The 18792-nt window shown below is 70.0% G+C and carries 14 protein-coding genes and 2 pseudogenes; 12 read left to right on the top strand and 4 right to left on the bottom strand.

Features of this window, described 5'->3' with window-relative positions; translation table 11 throughout:
• The first annotated feature begins 3 nt into the window (after window positions 1-3).
• The 9 genes and pseudogenes from ACFYY7_RS38920 to ACFYY7_RS38880 all read left to right on the top strand — a co-directional run bounded on the left by ACFYY7_RS38920 (window position 4) and on the right by ACFYY7_RS38880 (window position 12830).
• Window positions 4-3819: a hypothetical protein gene (locus tag ACFYY7_RS38920; protein WP_388669146.1), complete on the top strand. Its 3816-nt coding sequence runs from the start codon at window positions 4-6 to the stop codon at window positions 3817-3819.
• Between the two features lie 49 nt (window positions 3820-3868).
• On the top strand, window positions 3869-4246 hold the full coding sequence (locus tag ACFYY7_RS38915) for a hypothetical protein (protein ID WP_388669143.1): 378 nt from the start codon (window positions 3869-3871) through the stop codon (window positions 4244-4246).
• Window positions 4247-4309: 63 nt separating this feature from the next.
• Entirely contained in the window at window positions 4310-4507 is a 198-nt protein-coding gene (locus ACFYY7_RS38910; protein WP_388669205.1) for a hypothetical protein, read from the top strand.
• A 553-nt stretch (window positions 4508-5060) separates the two neighbouring features.
• Window positions 5061-6260, top strand: a complete 1200-nt coding sequence (locus tag ACFYY7_RS38905; RefSeq protein ID WP_388669140.1) for an FAD-dependent oxidoreductase — start codon at window positions 5061-5063, stop codon at window positions 6258-6260.
• Between the two features lie 216 nt (window positions 6261-6476).
• Window positions 6477-7904 (top strand): rhodanese-like domain-containing protein, encoded by a 1428-nt coding sequence (locus tag ACFYY7_RS38900; RefSeq protein WP_388669137.1) that lies wholly within the window; start codon window positions 6477-6479, stop codon window positions 7902-7904.
• On the top strand, window positions 7901-8860 hold the full coding sequence (locus tag ACFYY7_RS38895; RefSeq protein ID WP_388669134.1) for a sulfite exporter TauE/SafE family protein: 960 nt from the start codon (window positions 7901-7903) through the stop codon (window positions 8858-8860). Before ACFYY7_RS38900 ends, ACFYY7_RS38895 begins: the two co-directional genes overlap by 4 nt.
• Before the next feature lie 271 nt (window positions 8861-9131).
• Window positions 9132-9914: a GntR family transcriptional regulator gene (locus ACFYY7_RS38890; RefSeq protein WP_388669131.1), complete on the top strand. Its 783-nt coding sequence runs from the start codon at window positions 9132-9134 to the stop codon at window positions 9912-9914.
• Between the two features lie 107 nt (window positions 9915-10021).
• Window positions 10022-10704 (top strand): annotated as a pseudogene (locus tag ACFYY7_RS38885) (IS6 family transposase).
• Between the two features lie 452 nt (window positions 10705-11156).
• Window positions 11157-12830 (top strand): GAF domain-containing protein, encoded by a 1674-nt coding sequence (locus tag ACFYY7_RS38880; RefSeq protein ID WP_388669128.1) that lies wholly within the window; start codon window positions 11157-11159, stop codon window positions 12828-12830.
• Between the two features lie 27 nt (window positions 12831-12857).
• Here ACFYY7_RS38880 and ACFYY7_RS38875 read toward each other — a convergent pair whose 3' ends face one another.
• Window positions 12858-13583, bottom strand: coding sequence for a response regulator (locus ACFYY7_RS38875; protein ID WP_388669193.1), 726 nt, complete (start codon window positions 13581-13583; stop codon window positions 12858-12860).
• A 277-nt stretch (window positions 13584-13860) separates the two neighbouring features.
• Here ACFYY7_RS38875 and ACFYY7_RS38870 point away from each other — a divergent pair, with 277 nt between their 5' ends.
• The gene (locus ACFYY7_RS38870; RefSeq protein ID WP_388669125.1) at window positions 13861-15192 is read left to right on the top strand and encodes a globin domain-containing protein; all 1332 of its coding nucleotides are present in this window, start codon (window positions 13861-13863) and stop codon (window positions 15190-15192) included.
• Here the strand turns inward: ACFYY7_RS38870 and ACFYY7_RS38865 are convergent.
• On the bottom strand, window positions 15143-15823 hold the full coding sequence (locus ACFYY7_RS38865) for a vitamin K epoxide reductase family protein (protein ID WP_388669122.1): 681 nt from the start codon (window positions 15821-15823) through the stop codon (window positions 15143-15145). The genes ACFYY7_RS38870 and ACFYY7_RS38865 overlap by 50 nt on opposite strands.
• Window positions 15820-16299 (bottom strand): hypothetical protein, encoded by a 480-nt coding sequence (locus tag ACFYY7_RS38860; protein WP_388669119.1) that lies wholly within the window; start codon window positions 16297-16299, stop codon window positions 15820-15822. The genes ACFYY7_RS38865 and ACFYY7_RS38860 overlap by 4 nt, the downstream gene beginning before the upstream one ends.
• Window positions 16300-16803: 504 nt before the next feature.
• On the opposite strand from ACFYY7_RS38860, the gene ACFYY7_RS38855 reads away from it, so the two are divergent.
• Both ACFYY7_RS38855 and ACFYY7_RS38850 read left to right on the top strand, forming a co-directional pair.
• Window positions 16804-17100 (top strand): hypothetical protein, encoded by a 297-nt coding sequence (locus ACFYY7_RS38855; RefSeq protein ID WP_388669116.1) that lies wholly within the window; start codon window positions 16804-16806, stop codon window positions 17098-17100.
• Between the two features lie 124 nt (window positions 17101-17224).
• Window positions 17225-17886 (top strand): annotated as a pseudogene (locus ACFYY7_RS38850) (aquaporin); the annotation flags it as partial.
• Window positions 17887-18177: 291 nt separating this feature from the next.
• Here the strand turns inward: ACFYY7_RS38850 and ACFYY7_RS38845 are convergent.
• On the bottom strand, window positions 18178-18663 hold the full coding sequence (locus tag ACFYY7_RS38845) for a hypothetical protein (protein ID WP_388669113.1): 486 nt from the start codon (window positions 18661-18663) through the stop codon (window positions 18178-18180).
• Window positions 18664-18792 lie beyond the last annotated feature (129 nt).

Genomic DNA, 18792 nt, shown 5'->3' with positions numbered 1-18792 from the left:
CGGATGCGGTCCATTCGCGACGACGTCAGCGCACTGGTGTCCAGCGGGCGCACCCGTGCCGATCTCTCGGCGCATGTGCGGAACTGGCGTCAGTACCCCACGCCCTACACTATCGAGAACGCCATCCGGCTGGCGGCGGACGAGGGGCGTGGCGACGACCTCCACGACACGATCCTCGACGAGGAGTTCCGGCGCCTGCGACAGCGCGTGTTCGGTGTCAACGCGCTGCGGGCCGATTTGCACATCGCGCGCACATACTCCCTGATGCGCCGACCTGATCTGGTCAGGTACGTACAGGTACTCCTCCTGGAGCAGCGCCCCTTCGGCACCCCCGAGAGCACGCATGTCCAGCAGCAGCACTGCCGGGAGTTCGCCGAGTTCCTCCAGATCGACCGGCTCCCGCACGAGCGGCTCGACACCGGTTTGCACAAGGTTCTGGGGCGTTTCTTCACCGCCACCTCCGCCACTGCTCTGCGGCTGGCCGGGTACGAGCTCGGTGAATGGAGCTGTTTCTGCGGCCAGTTGACCGGCCTCGCCCGGCGCTACGACCACATCTGTTCCTGTACGGCGGTCTCGGGGCACGGCAGGATCACCGAAGCGACACCCGGCTGCCCGGACCCCACCTGCGCCGGGTCTCTCGATTACGTCGTCTGCCCCACCTGCCGAACCAGGGTGACCCTGGCGAACCTCTGGCAGGTGCGACGTGGCGGAGCCGGCCCCGAGGACTTCCTCGTTCCCCTCACCCTGGACCTCGTCGTCGAGGACGAGCAGGGTCCGACCAAGCGGGCGAGCCACCTGCTGATGCACCTACCGCTCCCTATCGGCCTGCGGGAACGGAACGGTGAGATCGTCTTCAACGCACCCACCGTCTTCTGGACGAGCCCGAGCGCGGAGCCGTGGTACCAGCGGCCTCCGGGGGACCGTTTCCTCGGCCTGAAGGACACACTTCGCTACGACGGCCGGACCGAACTCCGGCCCATCCTCGAAGCCCTGCTGCGCCGCACCCTGCTGGGATACCGCCAGGGATACGCCCAGTTCGCCGATGAACTACGGCAGGACGTGATCGCAGGCCCGCCCCGGCAGACCCGTCCCCTCAGACGGCGGCCCTGGACCGGGTCCGAGTACCGGAGCAGTTCCGCGTACACGCGCGGGTTCTGGAGCCGGCTGCAACGCGTGACCGTGCGGGATCTCGCACTCGGCGATCTGGTGAGCCGCGGCGCGGTGTCCGCGCAGTGCACCGTCGTCGCCTCACCGAGCCTGCGGGGCAGGGCGGCCCTGGCCAACGAGCGGCTGGCGGACCCGGACGGGCTGTCGATCCCGACACTAGTTCAGGCGAGCACGACGCTGCCCGACGGCACCGTCCTCACCTCAAGACCGCCGATTGTGGCCCCCGAGCGGGCATCGAGCCTTGGCAACGAGGGCCTGATCACCCCAGGCAGTCCGGTGCGACCTGGACAGCTCCTGGTGGGTGCAGCCTCGCCGGTGGCGGATGACGAATCGCTGCGCACCCCCGAGGAGCGCCTGCTGTACGCCGTCTTCGGTGACGAGGCGCTGCGAAAGGCGCTGCTGAACAGGTCCTTGGAGATGCCCGGACGGCGGCCCGGGCACGTCTTGGCGCAGCGGATCAGCGGCGCTCTGGCGACCGATGCGATCCCGGTGGTGCCCGGTCGGCACCTGCGGGGTGGCGGGTCCGGGACGCGCATCACCGTCACCGTCGCCGTCGACCAGCCGGTGCAGCAGGGGGACACGCTGGACGACGAGTCCGGCGCCTCCGCGGTCGTGTGCGGTCTCGCGGGCGGGCCCTCGCTCCGGCGGCTCGCGGGCAGCCCTGACGAACCGGACCTGGTCGTGGCGCCCGACCACCCCTGGGCCCCGCCACCGGGCGAGACCGGCCACACCATTCGGATCCGCCTTGCCGCTCACGGTCTTGCAGGACCGGACACCGGCGCCCGGTCCGCGGGCGACTACTCCCTGGTCTTCGACCAGCCGCTGTCGAGCGGAGCCGGCGACAGCGCCCAGATGATCGAGCCCAGAGAGTTCCAATGGCTCCTCGCACACGGAGCCCGACACCTGGCGATGGAGATCTACGGACCGCGCGGTGACTGTCCGGACTGGCGGAACGACCTGCGCACAGCACTGGAGGAAGGCGGCAGAGCGCTCGGGCCACCCCACCACCGGCCCGTCACTCTGCGCGACTCGCCGGCCCACGCCATCCGTCGGCTCGACGCAACGCTGCGCGCCGCCCGCGTCGTGCCGCGGCTCGAAGCCGATCGGATCGGCCTGCGTCTGATGACCGACGTCGACGTGGCGCGGCTCTCGCACGGCGAGGTGGTGAGCGAGGTTTTCTACAACATGCGGACCAGACGCCCCTGGCCGGGCGGGCTCTTCTGCCAGCAGATCTTCGGCCAGGACCGCGAGGACGAGTGCGTCTGCGGGGAGCGCCGCCGCAACTGGGACGCCGACGCGACATGCGACGTTTGCGGACGTACGCCGACCATGCCCCACGAGCGGGGCCGTCGCCTCGGCCACATCGAACTCCCCGTGCCGGTGGTCCACAGCTGGTGCCTCGGCGGCCCGGCCGGCGCCAGGCTCGCGCGCTCGCTACGGCTGACCGAGCAGGAGGTCCAACAGCTCGCCGACTGCGAGCTGGTCCTGGTCACCGACCCTGGCCCCACGGCGCTAACCACCGGCCAACTGCTGAGCGTCAAGAAGTGGGGCGCCACCGCCGCCCAGGACCAGGCCACAGCCGTGACGGGCGGACAGGCGGTGAACATCCTTCTACGTCGAGCCGGCGGTGCCATCCCGTCCGGCCTGTCCCCGGACACCGTCACCTTTCAGATGCTGCCGGTCCTGCCTCCGGATCTGCGACCCCACGTCATCGAGGGCCACCGGACGATAGAGAGCGACCTCAACAGCCTCTACAGCGCGGTGCTCTCCAAGTCCGCCCAGCTCCGCCGCCTGGACGACCTCGGCGCCCCCATGGACGTGCTGATGGGCGCACGCCGCCTACTCCAACGCAAGGTCAGCGCGCTCCTGAACAGCGGCCGCCAGCCGGAACCGACACGGGACGCCAACGGGAGACAGCTCGTCAGCCTCGCGGACTCGCTCATGGCCCGCCCGAGATCCACCGGCACACTGCGTGACGACTTCCTGCGTCGGCCCGTGGACTACAGCGCCCGCGCCCGACTGGTGATCGCCAAGCCGCCGAACTTCGGCGACAGAGATACCGTTCCCGACCCGGAGACCGTCTTCCTAGGCCGAGACATGGTTCTTCATCTCGTAGAACCGTTGCTCGTGCACGCGCTCATCTCCACCGCTACGGCCCGGCAAGGGTGGGAAGCGCGGGCGATGATCGAGGAACATGCCGAGGAAGCCATGCGGCTGCTCGACGCGGTGTGCGAGCAGGCCCTGATCCTGGTCGCCTTACCCCACGGGCCCTGGCCGCTGGTGGCCCTCCGTGTTCAGGCGGCCGAGGTTTCCGCCCTGCAGGTGCAACCCGGGCTGCTCGACCTTGCCGGTTGGAAGAATCTGGGCGAGACGGTACGCATCTTCAGCGTCCTGACCACCGAGGCGATCAGGGAGGCGACCGGCCTGCTGACGGTCGACGCTCTGCGTAGGGCAATTTCCCCACGCCAACCCACGACGCCGAACTCCTTCTTCGATCTGCCCTGCGGGGAGCTCGGCAACCACATCGCCGACACGGCACTGGCCACCGGCTCGTCGCCCCTCAAGCCGGACGACGGCTTGCTCCTGTGCGATCCCACATGGCTCGCCGAGCGGACTGGCGAACACCGGCTGGATGGGCCACACGGAAGGTGATACCGCCGAACATCAGGGCATTGCTGTTTGAAGGACTTGTACGCGAACGGTGAAGCGTTCTCGGCCGACGCTGAGCGCCTCCTCCGCCGTGTGCGACCACCCGCGTCCACGCGGTACGCCGCGCGGATCGCCTGGGCTCCCGTACCCCGCCGCACCCTGTCGCTGTACCCGCCACGTCGTTGCCCGCCCCAACCCCACCTCCCACGCCTGGCAACTCCTCACCGCACGCCTGACCATCCTCACCAACCAACGCCCCCGCCCCACAGCCGCATCCTTCCAGGACGACAGCGTCCTGTTCCACCACGTGCTGCACTACCCGGCCACCACCATCGCCTCCCTGACCGGAGAAGAACCCGCCACCATCACCGCCCTCCTCGCCGCCGCCCAACGCCAGCGCACGCCGGGCAGCACAGCCACAACCCCATGACAGCATCGCTGTGCGGCGAGCTTGCAGAGGCTGTCCGGCCGTCCGCGGCGGACTGCGAGCAGGATGGTTTTCTCCCGCGTCTACAGCACGTTCGCCGAGCGAGGTCTGACCGACGACCTCACCTTCAACGGCTCCGGCAAGCTTGCCCTGCCGGAGACCACCGATCGCTTCAGCACGAGCAAGCGATTCATCGACCCTTCATCCGTCAGCTCAAGACTCACCGCCAGGACACCGGCCAGTTCTGCGACGTCCGGTCCGTGATCCGGAGAGCCAGATGCGCGGACGCAAGCCGCCGGTCGGCGGTCCCGGTCGGGCTCTGACTCAAGGAAGCGGCCGGACGGCCGTGAGAGGAAGGGGAGCAGGTGCTGCCTCGGCGTTGCCTCCCGCCCGCCGGGCAGGTCGGCGGGCCCCAACTCCGTTTCCTTGCCGCTACGTTCAGTTCAACGAGCGTGCGCTCCCGGCGCCTGCTCGCGGCCGTACGGACCTCCAGCGGCCGCAGCCTCGCCACCTGCGCCAAGGTGGTGGCCGAGCGGCTGCCGCGCTCGGCCACGGACACATGGCCTTCGGCGGCGAGAAGGTCTCCCGCTGGGAAGCTTGAGCACTGGATTGCGGCGGAGACCCTTGCTGGAGGGCGGGGCGTGGCGCCCGGGCCAGGGAGAAGAGGGGCCCGGCCGCGCGTGAGGCGGAGGGGCGCTCAGCTGAGGCCGCACTTAAATGTACGTACAATTTCTGCGATTCTTCCAAAGGTGGCTTGCTTGTCGGCGCCGGGCCGCCTAACGTGAATGTACGTACATTTGATCGGAGGGTTCCCTTGGTGACCAAGCTGCACCACCGGACCGTGATCATCGGCGGCGGGACCGCAGGTATCTCGGTCGCGGCTCGGCTCCGCCGCGCCGGTGAGAAGGACGTCGCAGTGCTCGACCCGAGCCTTCACCACTACTACCAACCGTTGTGGACGCTGGTAGGCGGCGGACGAGCGCCGCTGAAGGAGAGTGTCCGCCCGCAGGAGACCGTGATGCCGAAGGGCGTGCGGTGGATCCGCCGTGCCGCGGTCTCCATCGACCCCGAAGCCCAGACGGTGACGCTGGATGACACCGGCACCGTCTCCTATGACCACCTGGTGGTCTGCCCCGGCATCCAGCTGGACTGGGATCGGGTGCCGGGCCTGGAGGCCGGGCTCGGCAAGGACGGCCTGTCGAGCAATTACCTGCCGCACACTGCTCCCGCGACCTGGCGCTTCATCCGCGGGACCCGCTCGGGCAGCGCGGTGTTCAGCATGCCGACGGGAGCCATCAAGTGCGGCGGTGCCCCGCAGAAGATCGCATACCTCGCCGCCGACTACTGGCGGCAACAGGGTGTCCTCGGCAAGATCGACGTCCACCTCGTGATACCCGGTGCCGCCATCTTCGGAGTTCCGGAGTTCGCGCGCGTGCTCGATGACGTGGTCCGCCGGTACGGCATCAACGTCCACTACGGAAGCGAAGTCACCGAGGTGCGTCCCGAGGCCCGCGAGGTGGTCGTCACCGAGCTGGGCACCGGAGGCAGGAAGAATCTGCCGTACGACATGGCCCACCTCGTCCCACCGCAGAGCGCCCCGGAATGGATCAAGCGCAGCCCGCTCGCCGGAGCAGACGACCCGGCCGGCTACGTCGAGATCGACAAACACACCATGCGACATGTCAGGTACCCCAACGTCTGGGCCCTCGGAGACGTCGGATCGTCCCCGAACTCCAAGACCGGCGCGGCCGTGCGCAAGCAGGCGCCCGTGGTCGTCGCGAATCTCCTCGCCTCGATGAACGGCCGGGAACCCACCGCCACCTACCACGGCTACTCCTCATGCCCGCTGACCACGGCCCGCAACAAGATGCTGCTCGCCGAGTTCGACTACAGCGGTCAGCCCACTCCGTCGATCCCGGTGATCAACACCATCCGTGAACGCACCGACATGTGGTACCTCAAGCGGCGCGGCCTGCCGTTCCTCTACTGGAACCTCATGCTCCGCGGACTCGCCTGATCCGACGCCCGAAAGCGGGAACCCGACCGCCGCACCGGCCGGAGGACCGGCGGGTCGCACCCGCGGTCCCGGCCCCGGCGTACATCGCCACCCTGCTTCTGGCCACCTTGCCGTCGCCGCGCTGCACAGACGGCGCACGGCTCGCCCGACCTTGTCACCCGCGCCCTGGGCCCGATGCCCCGGCGCACCGTCACCGCTCATCATCAGGAGCCCGTCATGACGAACCACACCGGACCGCTGGTCTTCGTCCAGTTCTACCTCGACTGCCTCTCCCACGCCTCGTACCTCGTCGGCGACCGCACCACCGGCCGGGCCGTCGTGGTCGACCCGCAACGCGATGTCAACGACTACATCTCCACCGCCGAGCGTCACGGCCTGACCATCGAGCGGGTCCTCGAGACCCACATCCACGCCGACTTCCTCTCCGGTCATCTGGAGCTGGCCGAGCGCACCGGCGCCCGCATCTCCTATGGCTCCGCCGGCACGCTCGACTTCGACACCGACCCCCTGGACGATGGCGAGCACCTCAGCCTCGGCGAGGTCGACCTGGAGATCCTGCACACCCCTGGCCACACCCCCGAGTCGATCTGCGTCGTCGTGCGCGAACATGCCGACGACGCCATCCCCCATGGTGTCCTCACCGGAGACACGCTGTTCATCGGCGATGTCGGCCGTCCCGACCTGCTCAGCGCCCGCGGCCGGTCCGCCGAGGACATGGCTCGCGCGCTGTACCACTCCACCCGGGAGCGCCTGCTCACTCTCCCCGACGACACACGTGTCTACCCGGCGCACGGGGCCGGCTCGGCTTGCGGCAAGAACCTCTCGACCGAGCTGAGCTGCACGATCGGCAACCAGCGTCTGAACAACTACGCCCTGGCCGACATGACCGAGAGCGAGTTCGTCTCCGTTGTGACCGAAGGCCAGCCCGCCGCGCCCGCCTACTTCGCGTTCACATCCGTGCGCAATCGCCAGGCCCGTCCAGTCCTGGACGAAAACACCCATGTCGTCTCCCTCGACCCGGCCGCCTTCCTCGACGCCCGGGCGCGCGGCGCCATCGTCCTGGACACGCGGGACCCGGAGTCGTTCGCCTCCGCCCACCTGCCCGGCGCGGTCAACGTCCCCCTCGGCGGGCGCTTCGCCGAGCTCGCCGGCGAGGTGCTCGACGCCCAGGACAGCATCATCCTGTGCGGTGACCTGGCCACCGCGCGCGAGGCCCGCAACCGGCTCGCCCGCATCGGCTTCGACCGCGTCCTCGGAGCCTTGACGACCCCGGTTGACGCCGTCGGCGCCGAATACCTGACCGCCGCCGTGCGCGTGGAGGCCACCGGCCTCGATGACCGGCTCGCCAACGACGCGGACGGCTTCGAGCTGCTGGACGTGCGTGGCCCGGGCGAAGTGCGTGAAAGCGGCACCATCCCCGGCGCTCGCCTCATCCCGCTGCCCGAACTGGTCGGCCGCCTGGGTGAGCTGCCGGCCGACCAGCCGCTGACCGTGTTCTGTGCGAGTGGCAACCGCTCATCGGTGGCCGCGTCCGTACTGCGCGCCCGCGGCTTCGACACCACCGACCTGCGCGGCGGCTTCTCCGCCTGGCGCGGTGAGGTCGAGTACCCCGCCGACACGACCCCGGGTGGCGTCCCGGCGTGAGCGTGCTGATCCTCGCCCTGCTCTGCGGAGCCGTGGTCGGCCTGGCTCTCGGCGCGCTCGGCGGTGGCGGAGGTGTGCTCGCGGTACCGGCCCTGGTGTATCTCCTGGGCGTCGCACCCGCCGACGCGGGGACCACCAGTCTGGTCGTCGTCACCGTCACCTCCGTCATCGCCCTCGTCCGCCACGTCGGCACCGGCAACATCCGCTGGCGGACCGGCGCCCTGTTCGCCGCGGCCGGCGTGGTACCCGCCATCGGGGCGTCCATGCTCGCCCACCGCATCCCGCAGACCGTGCTGACCACTGCGTTCGCCGTCCTGGCCGCTTTCGCCGCCGTGGTGATGCTGCGTGGTCTCCGCGCGGTGCACACCCGCCAGGCCCCCGCGCCCGAGGCGGCCTCGCAGGCCACCGCACCCGAGCTGGCGGTGGGGTCCGGCGCGTCCCTCTCCGGCCCGCCCGGGCCTGCGGATGCGACCGTCGTCCGGGCAGCCGGCGGAACCAGCGTGACCGCACAGCGTGCGGGCGGTCACACGCCGGAAGAGGCGGGCGGCGCCGACACCGCCGACAGCCACGGGAGGACTGTCGGCCGGGCCGGGTACCTGCGCACCGGAGCAGCCGGAGCCGGCCTGGGCGCGGTGACCGGGTTGCTGGGTGTCGGCGGCGGCTTCCTTGCCGTACCCGCCCTGGTGTCGGTGCTCCGCCTGCCGATGCGGACGGCCGTCGGCACCAGCCTCGTGGTCATCCTCATCAACTCGGTTGCGTCCCTCGCCACCCGCGTAGCCGCCGGCGGAATGTCCCTCGACCTCGCGATTTTCGGTCCGTTCGTGGGCGCCGCCGTCCTCGGCGCCTGGGACGGCAAGCGGCTGGCAGCCAAGCTCTCCGGCGCCGCCCTGCAACGGACTTTCGCCGCCCTGCTGCTCGCGATGGCTGTGTTCATGCTCATCGACGTGATCGTCTGAGGTTTCCCGCACGGCCGCAGTTGGTACACCCTGCGACGGGTGACGGCCCACGCTGATCGGCTGCCGCCTGAGCAACGGGCATCCGAGCCCGTCGCGCGGCCTTTGGCGTACACAACGCGGTCACGTCGGGCCGGCACCCCTGCGGGCCAGGGCTACCACCCTTTGCCCGGGGGAGCCGGTGAGCGCGGGTTTGCGCCACCCCTGCAAATGTACGAACATTCACCTTGTGCCATTAGCATCCGTCCGACCCCCGAGCCCCAGGAGGACAACGGTGATCTCCCGACCCGATCCCCGTCCCCTCGCCCGATCCGCGGGCAAACCGCTGTGGGCACAGCTGCGCGCCGACCTGCTGCGCCGCCTCGAAGACGGCGAGTTCCGCGACGTCTTCCCCGGCGAGCACGACCTCGTCGCCGAGTACCAGGTGAGCCGGCACACAGTTCGCGAGGCCCTTCGTCAGCTTCGTACGGACGGCCTCGTCACCGCACGGCGCGGCAAGGTCTCCCGGTTCACTGCCGACCGCCCGCTGGAGCAGAAGGTCGGTGAGGCGTACAGCCTTTTCCGGTCTGTCGAGGAGGTCGGCGCAGTCCAGCGCAGCGTCGTTCGTGTGCTCGACCAGCGCGCCGACGGTGTCATTGCTGCCCGTCTGGGACTTGAGGAATCCACACCGCTCGTCTACCTCGAACGCCTCCGTCTCGCCGACGAGAACCCGCTCGCCGTCGATCGCGTGTGGCTGCCTGCGGACGTGGCCCGCCCGCTCCTGGATGTCGACTTCACCCACACCTCGCTCTATGACGAGCTCGAACGCCACTGCGGCACGCGCATCAGTGGCGGCTGGGAGCGCATTCGGGCCGTCGCGCCCGGCCGCGGAGAGCGCACCCTGCTCGACTGCCCAGAGTCCACAGCGCTGTTCGCGATCGACAGACTCGGTCACGACACCAGCCGACGCCAGGTCGAGTGGCGGCAGACACTCGTCCGAGCGGATCGCTTCGCCGTCGCCGCCGAGTTCTCCACCGACGACGGCTACCGGCTGGGCGCTCCGGTCCGTATGCCCTGACCCGCGATCGCTCCTCAGGGGGCCGACGGAGCGAGCCGAACCGGGCGTCCTCCGCCGCGGTATATCAACGGCACTGGCACGTTGACTGACCGGCCTGGGATGATCTTCTGGTTGGTCGGATCATCGCGCACTGCGTGTGGCTGTACTTCCGTTTCCCGCTGTCGTTCCGCGAGGTCGATGAGCTGATGCTCGAACGCGGCGTGCTCGTCTCCCACGAGACGGTCCGCCGCTGGTGTACGAAGTTCGGGCAGGTCTACGCCAACGGCCTGGGTCCCGGCGTGTGCAGACGGGCGGCAAGTGGCACCTGGACGAGGTCTTCCTCAGGATCAACGGTGAGCTGAAGTACCTGTGGCGGGCCGTCGGCGCCGACGGTAACGTGCTCGACATTTTGGTCCGGGACCGGCGGGGCACCGCTGCGGCCAGGCGGTTCTTCCACAAACTGCTCAAGAGGACCTGCTGGGTGCCGAGGGTGATCGTCACCGACAAGCTCCGCTCCTACGGCGCGGCCCACCGCGAGATCATGCCCTCCGCAGAACACCGCGCCCACAAGGGTCTGAACAACCGGGCCGAGAACAGTCATCAGCCGATGAGGCAGCGCGAACGCGCGATGAAGGGCTTCCGCAGTACCGGCGGGGCCCAGCGGTTCCTGTCCGCGTTCAGCGGCATCTCACCGCACTTCCGACCACGCCGCCACCTGATGACCGCCACCCGATACCGCACCGAGACGACCACCCGCTGCGCCATCCGGGACGAGAGCACCGGCGCCACCGACCAGCCCATCGCAGCGTAAGCCAGGCCCCCACCCGCCCCCTGCACACCCTGACGCGCCCTCAACCGATCAACACCGCACCAACGTGACAACGCCGTCGGAAACGTCCGGCGAATCACTGGGGGACGGGACCGGACCGTCCCGGCCGCACCATGCCGGCCGCGCCTCTCGACGCACTCCAGGGACCGACGGGGTATGTTCCGCCGGGCCGACCGGCCCTACTTGCCGGGGCGTGGGGGAGCCAACCAGCCTCACCGGGCCGACGGGCGCACGGCCGGAACCGCCCTGCGGCTGCCGTAGGCTGACCGTCCGTGGACCGGTCCCAGCCCTGCGGTGATCCGGTGAGCGATTCCCGGCATACGGCACACGGATCCTGAGAGCGGCGCCCGATGACAGAGACAGCCCCCAGGGCCTTGCCCGACCCCTCCTGTGCCGGCCCGGCGGCCTGGCCCCAGCCCAGCCGGCCGGACAGGATGCGCAGTCTGCTGGATGCCGTGATGAGCCTGGGGCGGGGCCTGGAGCTGCCCGAGGTGCTCCGCGGGATCGTGGAGGCCGCGGTGACCCTGACCGACGCGGAGTACGGGGCGCTCGGCATCGTCGGGGACGGGCAGAAGCTGCTGGAGTTCCTGCCGGTCGGCATATCGGAGCAGCTCGCCGCTGAGATCGGCCAGACACCGTGCGGGCGCGGCATCCTCGGTGAGCTGATCCGGCACCCGGAACCACTGCGGCTCACCGATCTCAGCAACCATCCGCGCAGCTTCGGATTTCCGCCCCACCATCCCCCGATGCGCACCTTCCTCGGAGTGCCGGTGCGGGTGCGGGACGAGGTGTTCGGCAACCTCTACCTCACCGAGAAGCGGGGCGGGACGAGTTTCGACGCCGACGACGAGGCGGTGGTGACCACCCTGTCGATCGCGGCCGGGGTCGCCATCGACAACGCCCGCATGTACGACGAGAGCCGTCGCCGGGAGCGGCGGCTGGAGGCGCTGGGCGAGATCACCCGCACCCTGCTCTCGGGGACGGACGCCGACGAGGTGCTGCATCTGATCGCCGAGCGGGCGATGGAGGTGGCGGGGGCCGACCGGGCCGCGATCCTGCTGCCGGTACCCCCCGCGCCCCGCTCCGGGACTTCGGAGGCATCCGGGGCCGAGGCACGTCTGACCGTTGCCGTCGCCCACGGCAGGGACTCCGAGCGCGTCACGGGGCTGTCCGTACCCGCGCGGGGTTCACTGGCCGGACTCGCCGCCCGTACCGGAACCCCGGTGCATTGCGCCGATGTGCGTACTGATCCCCGGGCGCACCCGTTCGGCGACGGTGCCGAGGACGGTCTGGGCCCGGTGGTGACGGTGCCTCTGCGGGTCGACGCGGAGACCAGGGGTGTTCTGCGCCTGGGGCGGCCGGTGGACCGCCCGCCGTTCGACGACACCGAGGTCGCGCTCGTCTCGGGCTTCGCCGACCAGGCGGCCATCGCCCTGGAACTGGCCCATAGGCGGGCCGAGTCCGAGGAACTCGCCGTCATGCACGACCGGGACCGGATCGCCCGCGATCTGCACGATCTGGCGATCCAGCGTCTCTTCGCGACCGGGATGACCCTGCAGAGCACCACGCGTGCTATCGCGGACCGGCCGGACGCGGCCGAGCGGGTCAGCAGGGCGGTGGACGATCTGGACACCACGATCCGGATCATCCGGTCCACCATCTTCGATCTGCGGACGGCGGACGGTCCGGGCCGCGGAGGGCTGCGGCACCGGATGGCGGAGACCGCTCGCACGGCGGCCCACGCCCTCGGTTTCCGGCCCTCTCTGCAGATCGACGGGCCGGTGGACACCACGGTCCCGGAGGAGCTGGCCGAACATGTGGTGGCGGTCGCTGCCGAGGCGGTGTCCAACGCCTCCCGCCATGCCCGTGCCACGCGTATCGACATCGTGTTGTCGGCCGACGACACGGTGACCATGACCGTCACCGACAACGGCATCGGAATCCGGGACGGTGTCACGACCGTGGCCGGGACAGGGGCTGCGGCCGAGCGCCCCGGAGGGCTGGCCAACATGCGTACGCGGGCGGAACTGTGCGGCGGCACCCTGGCCGTCGAACGGCCGTCGGACGGCGGCACCCGGATCATCTGGCGCGCACCGCTCCACGACTGATGCCCGGGACCGGCGTCCGATTTCCCGTCAGCCCCTTGGGGCCTGGGGCCACCCCTGGCGGTCCTTGACCCGGCCGACGAGCACCGCGGCCTGGATCCGGCGGCCCACGCCCAGTTTGGCGAGGATCGAGGAGATGCGGTTCTTGACGGTCTTCTCGGCGAGGAAGAGGCGTTCCGCGATCTCGCGGTTGGTGAGTCCCTCGCCGATGAGATCGAGGATCTGCCGTTCCCTGGGCGTGAGTCCGTCCAGTTCTGATCCCTCCGACGCCTCGGCCGGGGGCCGCTCACCGCCCCGCAGCCGCTCCATCACCCGGGCGGTCGTCCGCGGATCGAGCATCGAGGTGCCCGACGCGACCCTGCGTACGGCGGTGATCAGATCGGCTCCGTTGATCTGCTTGAGCACGTACCCTGCGGCGCCCGCCATGATGGCGTCGAACAGTGCCTCGTCGTCGTCGAACGATGTCAGCATCAGGCAGGCGAGTTCGGGCATCAGCGCGCGTAGTTCCCGGCACACCTCGATACCGGCGCGATCACCGCCCCGGTCGTCACCGAGGCGTACGTCCAACACGGCGACCTGCGGTCTGCTGGCCGGTACCCGGGCCAGCGCCTCCCGGGCGTCGGACGCCTCGCCGACGACCTCGATGTCGCCCTCGGCCTCCAGCAGATCGCGTACGCCACGCCGGACGACCTCGTGGTCGTCGAGGATGAAGACGCGTACGGGGGCCGCGGACCGGGGCGATTCCGTACTCGTCAGGGTCGTGCTCGGTGGGGTATTCGCGAACTCATTCACCACATGCTCGATCGGTTCGGGGAGAGGGGCGCAAACAGTATGTGCCCGTCCGCGGAGCTGTTTCCGCCGGGGTGCGGCAGCATGGAAAACGGTGCCTGAACAGGGCCGAAAGGCCCTGTGGCCAGGGGCCGGTCAGCGGGTGGGGCGCGGTGCCATACTGACGCCGCCAAGATCGTCCGGGAGCCCCGGACATCTTCCTTCCCGGCCACCCCACTGTGCTGCAACGAGGAGCAACCGGCCCATGAACACCCCGAGCGAGGACTACCACGCACTGCTCGCACGGCACGACGCGATGCGGCTTCGGCGACGCATCCTGGCCCCGTCCGGCAGCCGTGCCGGGGAGTGGAGCGCAAAGGCCCCGCAGGCGTACGACGGAACGGCCGACCAGTTGCTGATCGGCGACTCGCTGCCCCTGGTGAACCCGCTGGAGCAGCTGATCGCCGAGCTGTACCGGATCCTGTTCGAGCGGCACCCGTATCTGCGGTCGCTGTTCCCCGAGTCGATGGCCTTCCAGCAGGCCCATCTCGCCGGGATCTTCCGCTATCTGATCGGCAATCTGCACCGCACGGGCGAAATGATCGGCGTCTTCGAGCAGTTGGGGCGCGATCACCGCAAGCTCGGTGTGCGCCCCGCGCACTTCGCGGCCTTCGAGGCGGCGCTGATCGAGGCGCTGCGCGTGCGCGCGGGCGCCCGGTGGACCCACGAGCTGGAGCAGGCCTGGCTGCGGATGCTGCGGCTGGCCGTTTCGGCGATGGTCAGGGGCGCGGACGAGGCGATCGCCGAACCACCCAGCTGGGAGGCGGTGGTGACCTCGCACGAACTGCGCACCCCCGATCTCGCGGTACTGCGGGTACGGCCCCACCAGCCGTACGCCTTCGAGGCCGGGCAGTACGCGTCCCTGGAGTCGCCGCTGCTGGAGCAGGCCTGGCGTCCGTACTACCTGGCCCGTGCTCCGCATCCGGATGGTGAACTGGAGTTCCACGTAAGGGCCCGGGGTGCCGACGGGGTGAGCGATGCTCTGGTGCACGGTACGCGGGAGGGCTGCGCCGTCCGGCTCAGCGCCCCGCGCGGCGCACTGGCCCTGCCGGACCACCTTCCGGCCGCGGACCTCCTGCTGATCGCCTCCGGTACGGGCTGGGCCCCGATGAAGGCGCTGCTCCAGCGGATCGACGACGAGCGCGCCCGCGCACGTCGGGTACGGCTGCTGCTGGACCCCGCAGGGGAGACGGCGACGGCCGGGGAGATGTACGACGCGGCGTATCTGGAAGCGTTCCGGCGCAAGCGTCCCTGGCTGACCGTCATCGCGGCCGACACGGCGCACACCCGCTTCGCGGATGCCGGCCTGCGGGCCCTGAACGGAATTCTGCCTCCGCAGCCCGGGGCCGCCGCCCGGCAGCACGTCTGTCTGGCCCTGGCCCCCGAGGCCGCCACGACCGGGCGGGCGCAGGCCGTCGCCGCTCGGCTGGCTGCCGCAGGAGTACCGGCCGAGCAGATCCGTCATGACGCCACCGGCGTGGTCGCGGTCACAGCAATGTCTGCCAGTACGACCAGAACCGGATTGCTATCAGCATGACGATGGCCAGACACCAGGTCACCGGCACCACGAGGGGGAACTCCAGCACCGCCGCGACCAGGGCGCGCGGCGCGGGCAGGACGCCGTGGCGCAGATTGTGCACCGTGGTGTGCCAGAACATGAAGACGGTGGCCACCCACACGAGCACGCACCACAGACAGAGCGCGCCGATCTCGAACAACGCCTGGGTCATCAGCCACATGCAGAAGCCGGCACCGAACAGCGTGCCGAGGTTCAGTCCCAACCAGTACCAGCGGCGGTAGCGCGCACCCGCGAGCAGGCCCGCGCCGGTCCCCAGCACCGTCCCGAAGGCGACCAGCCCGATGAGCGGGTTGGGAAAGCCGAACGCCGACGCCTGCTCGCTGCGCATCACACTGGTGCAGGACACCACGGGGCTCAGCGAGCAGGCGGGCACGAAGCCGGGGTCGGCGAGCAGTGCGAACTTGTCGATCGTGATGACGAACGAGCCGAGCAGCCCGAGCGCGGCGGTGACGACCAGCAGCCATCCGAACCCCCGCCTTGCCTCGGCGCACTCCCGTTCGTCGCCCGTCGCGGACACACCGGCGCATTCCCGCTCGCCGACCTCGGGGCCTTCCGCCACCCTCCCCGTACCGCGCTCCGAAAGTTTCATGCCCGCCCCCGCACGGAACCGTCCGGCCAGACGACCTCCACCCGGATTCCTCGTGCACGCGCGAAGGCGACCAGATGCGCGGTGGCGTCCCGGCCGTCCGACGGCGATCCGTCCCACACGGCGAGCACGGTCCGGCAGGTCGCCACCAGCCGTTCATCGGCGCCGACACACGCGTTGCGGTCCGCCGGATCGAAAGGCAGCAGCCGTACGTGCTCGGCCAGCACCAGCAATTCGCCCGCGGCCGAACGGTCCCGCTCGGGCAGCACGGCGGGGACCGCGCCCTGGGCCGGCAACAGCACCGTCAGCTTCCGCCCGGCCTCCCGGGCGGCCCGCCCGAACACCAACGGCAGCCCCGCCCCGGCCCGTACCAGGGCGGCGGCACCTTCCGCCAAGCGGTCCAGCCGCGCTCTCAGTTCGGATTCCACCAACTCCAGGGTTCTGTTGCCGAGGTCCTTGTGCCCGACGACTGCGATCACGATGTTCCCCTCCTCGCGCATCCGCGGCGTGCGATGCATCGCAGTGAACCCATCGGAGGCCGTGCACCACTAGGGCCGATCGGCCCTGGCGGCCGGGGAACTCGGCGGTAGCGGTCCCGACGCGAACGGCAACGAACTGGGCCAGCACGGCGGGGTTGCGGTCCTCGCTGAACCGCAGCACCCCGGCCGCCGCCCCACTCACCCGCACCCCCGCCCCGTCTCCGCCCTCCAGGACGTCCACGGCGCCCTCGACGTCGTGCTCCTGGTCCTGGTCGTCGGTGTCCTCCCGGCCGCTGCGGACGCGGGGACCGGCCAGCGCTTCGATGGTGTCCGTGTCGTGCGCCCGTAAGGCTCCGAGGACCTTCGAGAGGGTCTTGTAGGCGTCCGACGTCACCATTTCATCGCCGCTTTCGCCCGGCCCGAGGAACACGGCTCGCGGGCGGTGACCGGTCCGCGCTGCTCTCCGCCAACCCCGAGCACTACCTCGCCGACTCCAGCGGCGGAGTGGTCGAGATCATCGGGACCATAGGGTCCGGCCCCCTCCGGTTCTTCCTCACCTTCCACGACGGCGTCGAAATCGCGGACGAGTACCCCGTACGCATCGGCGGCACCGGACGCCTCGGTGACGGCACGGAGATCGCCCGCGTCATGCATGAGTTCGGCGACGGCCCCGACGGCTTGCGCATCCGTCTGACCATCCAGTTCCCGGCCAACGCCCCTGAGCACGTCTTCGTCGGACGTCAGTGGCACTTCGCCTGCGAGTTCACCAACTGGCTGGAAGGCGCGCACGCCCAGGCGTGAGCTCCTTCCGCACGCAGGCGGGGATCCCCTGGCGATCAGGGGATCCCCGCCGCCAAGGGGGATCCCGCGCCCCGGGCTCTCCTCGGCGCGGCCCGGCGAACAGCGATTCTCGAGGACCACGTTCATGACAACCACAACTCCGGCCGTGCCGGCGCAGGCCGACCCGCCCACCACCGCAGAATCCGGCATCCTGCGTCGCGCAGCCTGCGAGTTCGGCCTCACCGGCCTTCTGCTGTTCTTCGTCGTCACCGGCGTGCGCTGGCTGATCGCACCCGACTCACCGATCTCCGTCCATGACATCCCCTACGCTCTCGCCATCCTTGGCGTCACCGTCGGGGTGCTGCTCACGGTGTTCATGACGTCTCCACCCGGCCGGCGGTCTGGCGGACACCTCAACCCCGCCGTCACCATCGCGCTGTGGCGGCTCGGCGCCTTCCCCGCCCGCGCCGTCGTCCCGTACGTCACGGCCCAACTGGCCGGTTCCGTCGCGGGAACGGTGCTCGGCCGACGCGTCTGGGGACCGGCAGTCTCCCGCGTCCCCGTCGCCTACGCGACCGTCCACGCCGACCCGGCATGGGACGCCACCGCGATCCTCACGGCGGAGACCGGAGTCCTCGTCCTGCTGACCATGATGCTCTCCGTGCTCCTGGCACACCCGGCCGGCCGCAGAATGCTCCCCTGCGCGGTGGGGCTCGCCACCGCGGTCATCATCGCGACGTTCGGTCCCCTCAGCGGCGGACCGGCCAACCGGCACGAGAGTTCGGTCCGGCGCTCCTGGCCCAGGACACCACCCACCTGTGGATCTACCTGCTCGCTCCGGTGCTTGGCGCGGTGCTGGGAGCAGCCCTCGTGGCTCTGGCCAAACCCCTGACCGCACAGCGGCCCCGGTGTTGGCAGAGAGGGAAATCACCAATCGGCTATCGCGGCGGACCGGAACGCCGGCCCACGCCGGTGTCCAGATCTCGCCGTCGGGACGGCCGGCGCAGACGCATCTCGTCTGGTCCCACCTTGGCTTCGAGCATGCTGACGACGGGCAGGCGGGAGACGAGCGACGTCTATGCCGCGAGCCCCGCCTCGCTATCTGCCCGGCCGGGCAACCTCCTCAGGTACCCCAAACCGTTCATGGAGTTCTTCGGCAAAACGCGTCCGGTAGATGCCGTGGACGATGGTCCAGGGAGACTGGTAGCCCCTGTGCTCCGGGTCCGAGACATCCTCGTCCCACGGCACTACGCAGTCTGGAAGCAGCCGCGCACGGCCCAGATACATCTGTGCAGCCTCTTCCAACTGCACTTCTCCTGCGATCACCGAGCTCCATAGCCCGCAGCCCTGCCCGACCACCCACATGCACAGATCTTCGGTGCTGTCTTCGGACCAGACGTCCCCATCCACGCTCACGCCTTCCGAGAAGTCGGCCAGCGAATCAGCCGCGGACTCGTACGCGAGCGCGAAGGCTTCAAGGACTTCCCGCGGCTGGGACTCCAACCACAATTCAAGGGCAGACAGGCGCGGTCTTGTCGCTTCCAGGACTTCCCAGAACCAATCAGGAACATGATCCGGTCCCATTTCCGCTCCCGTGTCGATGGCTGCGGTACCGACCCGACCGTACACAACGGGGACGGAGTCCCCTGGACACTCCCAGACTTCACCGTCGGCGAATGGCGCTCTCCGTCCGCTCAGTCACGGGATTACAGT

Origin of the sequence: Streptomyces sp. NPDC001933 (assembly GCF_042890955.1) — a bacterium.
In the GTDB taxonomy this organism is placed as follows: Bacteria; Actinomycetota; Actinomycetes; order Streptomycetales; family Streptomycetaceae; genus Streptomyces.
Note: the sequence above shows the minus strand (reverse complement) of the source record. Positions and strands in the feature narration are given on the sequence as shown.